This window comes from Sulfuricurvum sp., from assembly GCF_023229695.1.
In the GTDB taxonomy this organism is placed as follows: domain Bacteria; phylum Campylobacterota; class Campylobacteria; order Campylobacterales; family Sulfurimonadaceae; genus Sulfuricurvum.
The window spans coordinates 1-3351 of record NZ_JALNYS010000040.1 but is presented as its reverse complement, the minus strand read 5'-3'; the positions used below and the strand labels follow the sequence as shown (position 1 = coordinate 3351).

Annotated in this window: 2 protein-coding genes; both read left to right on the top strand. The window is 44.4% G+C overall.

Features of this window, described 5'->3' with window-relative positions:
• Positions 1-23 precede the first annotated feature (23 nt).
• Positions 24-1691, top strand: a complete 1668-nt coding sequence (leuA, locus tag M0P91_RS15035) for a 2-isopropylmalate synthase (protein ID WP_295069301.1) — start codon at positions 24-26, stop codon at positions 1689-1691.
• 210 nt (positions 1692-1901) lie between these two features.
• Positions 1902-3351: alanine--tRNA ligase (gene alaS / locus M0P91_RS15030; RefSeq protein WP_295069298.1), on the top strand; the 1450-nt coding region annotated here is incomplete at its 3' end.

Sequence of the window (3351 nt, the reverse complement as noted above, 5' to 3'; positions counted from 1 at the left end):
GAGAACTTTCGAAGGAATACACCATGAAAAATATGTCTACGGGCAAATATCGCCCTTATCCTCAAGTTGATTTGCCAAATCGTACTTGGCCGACCAAAACCATCACGCACGCTCCCATTTGGTGCAGTGTCGATCTTCGCGACGGAAACCAAGCGTTGATCACTCCGATGAACTTGGATCAAAAACTTTCTCTCTTCTCTCTCTTGCTAAAACTTGGATTTAAGAATATTGAGGTGGGATTTCCTTCTGCTTCTAAGATCGAGTTTGACTTTTTACGTACCCTTGTTGAGCAAAATTTGATTCCTGATGATGTAACGGTTCAAGTTCTTGTGCAGGCTCGTGAACACTTGATTGACAAAACATTTGAAGCATTAGCGGGCGTTAAAAAAGCGATTGTGCATCTTTATAATTCTACCTCTACTGCACAGCGTAAAATCGTCTTTGGAAAAGAGCAGGATGAGATTATTGCTTTGGCGTTAGAGGGTGTCGATATGGTGAAAGAGCGCGCTCTTAAACATGATGGTGAAATCAGTTTAGAGTATTCACCGGAGAGTTTTACGGGAACGGAGCTCGAATATGCTGCTCGTATCTGTAACGCCGTGACGGATCGTTGGGGTATCAGCGCAGAGCGAAAAGTGATTATCAATCTTCCTGCAACCGTAGAAATGGCAACACCAAATGTCTATGCCGATCAGATCGAGTGGATGAGCCGTCATCTGACCAACCGTGAGCATGTGTTGATCTCGACTCATACTCATAATGACCGTGGAACGTCAGTTGCCGCGACAGAATTAGCATTGTTGGCGGGAGCAGATCGTGTTGAGGGGACGTTGCTTTCAAACGGCGAACGTACCGGAAATGTGGACATCATCACGTTGGCACTTAATATGTATACCCAAGGGGTCGATCCCGAGTTGGATTTCAGTGATTTGGAGACAGTCGTTCGCATCGTCGAAGAGTGTACCGATATGAAAACCCATGAGCGTCATCCGTATGTTGGGGAGTTGGTTTATACTGCGTTTTCCGGTTCACACCAAGATGCGATCAAAAAAGGGATGGAATATCAGCGGGGCAAAGACGATGCATTTTGGGAAGTCCCCTATTTGCCGATTGATCCTGCGGATGTTGGGCGTAACTATGAGGGGATTATCCGTATTAATTCTCAGTCGGGTAAGGGAGGAGTAGCGTATGTTTTGGAAGATAAATTCGACTACTCTTTACCGAAAAAAATGCATCCTGAGATTGGGAAAATCGTTCAGGATGTAACGGATAAAGCAGGGCGAGAGCTCTCAAGCGAAGAGATTTTAGCTATTTTTGAGAAGACCTATTTTGGCGAACCGCATGACATTGAGTTTGTGGATTATTCGGTGATTTCAGAGAGTGCAAAAGAGCATTCGGCTAAATGTGTTCTCGAATATACGCATAACGGCAAAACGATCCGATCAGAAGGTCAAGGAAACGGTCCGATAGATGCATGCAAAAATGCTCTGATGGTCGAGTATTCACATGATTTTAAAATTCTTTCCTACAGCGAGCATTCACGCGGTGAACTTTCTAGTGCGGAAGCGGTTGCGTATATCGAGATTCAGAGTGAAAATGGGCAGAATTTTTTTGGTGTCGGGTGCGATAATGATATTACTGTTGCGTCGATTAAGGCGATGTTTAGTGCACTTAATAGAGCGTTTTCGTAAGTTTTTATTTTTACGTTTGCTTTTTAGCGAATGTTCTTTTTCATCATTCACTCGATAGCACTTCACTCACTAAGGCGGGAATCCAGCTAGACACCCGTCTTCAATGGAGTGACGACGAAGCCGAAATCCTCTCTTTTAAACCTAATTACTTTCTTTAAACCCATCTTCGCTATAATCGCGACAATTTTACCCAAATGAGAGTAACCCATGATGGACGTACGCGAAGCTTTTTTAGCCTTTTTTGAATCAAAAAACCATACCCGTGTGGCGAGTTCGCCTCTTGTTCCTGATGATGCAACGTTGTTGTTTACTAATGCCGGTATGGTTCCGTTTAAGTCTATTTTTACGGGCGATATTCCTGCTCCCTCTAATCCTAGAGCGACCAGTTCACAAACGTGTCTGCGTGCAGGCGGTAAGCACAATGACTTGGAAAACGTTGGTCATACGGCGCGTCACCATACGTTTTTTGAGATGCTGGGGAACTTTAGTTTCGGGGATTATTTCAAAGAAGAGGCAATTGCCCATGCGTGGGAATTTATTACGCAAGTGATGAAACTTCCTGTGGATAAACTCTGGGTAACGGTTCATGAGTCTGACGATGAAGCGGAAGAGATGTGGAAGAAGCATATTTCTGCGGATCGCATCATGCGTCTTGGCGATAAAGACAATTTTTGGCAGATGGGCGATACTGGCCCTTGTGGTCCGTGTTCGGAGATTTTTGTCGATCAGGGAGCTGAGCATTTTAATGGACCTGAAGATTATATGGGAGGCGATGGAGATCGTTTCTTGGAGATCTGGAACCTTGTATTTATGCAGTATGAGCGCAATGCCAAAGGCGAGTTAAAGCCGTTACCAAAACCTTCTATCGATACCGGTATGGGGCTGGAACGTGCTGTTGCGGTGCTTGAGGGGGTTCGAAGCAATTATGATTCAACCTTGTTTATGCCGATCATCCGCAAAGTAGAAGCTCTTATCGGTAAGCCTTATGATTATGCGAGCGGTGCATCGTACCGTGTTATTGCGGATCATATCCGTACGGTTACTTTTTTGCTCGCGCAAGGGACAAACTTCTCGAATGAAGGGCGCGGATACGTTCTACGCCGCATTTTACGACGTGCAGTTCGTCACGGGTATCTCCTTGGATTTAGCAAGCCGTTTATGTTTGAGATTGCGGACACTGTATCGGAACTTATGGGGAAACAATATCCCTACATTGTGGAAAAACTTTCGGTTCTAAAAGAGCAAATCATGCTCGAAGAAGAGCGTTTTTTCAAAACCATTGCATCGGGGATTGAACTCTTTAATGAAGAGCTCAAAAATACCAAAGAGACGTTTAGCGGTGAAGTGGCGTTTAAACTTTACGATACGTTTGGATTTCCTCTGGATTTGACCGAGGATATGCTCAAAGAGAAAAATCTCGCACTCGATACAGGTACGTTTGAAACTCTTATGAAAGAGCAGCGTATTCGTGCAAAAGCGGCATGGAAAGGTTCGGGAGATACGGCAGTCGAAGGTGATTTTAAAACGCTTTTAGAGACGTTCGGCATTAATACATTTATTGGATACGCCTATACGAAAGCACCGGTAAAAATTCAAGCCCTATTGGGTGAAAATTTCGAACGGGTTGAGCAGCTTCATACACATCAAAAAGGGTGGGTAC

Coding starts and splice junctions, on each gene's coding strand:
- leuA (WP_295069301.1), top strand. CDS start 24: ATGAAAAATATGTCTACGGGCAAATATCGCCCTTATCCTCAAGTTGAT.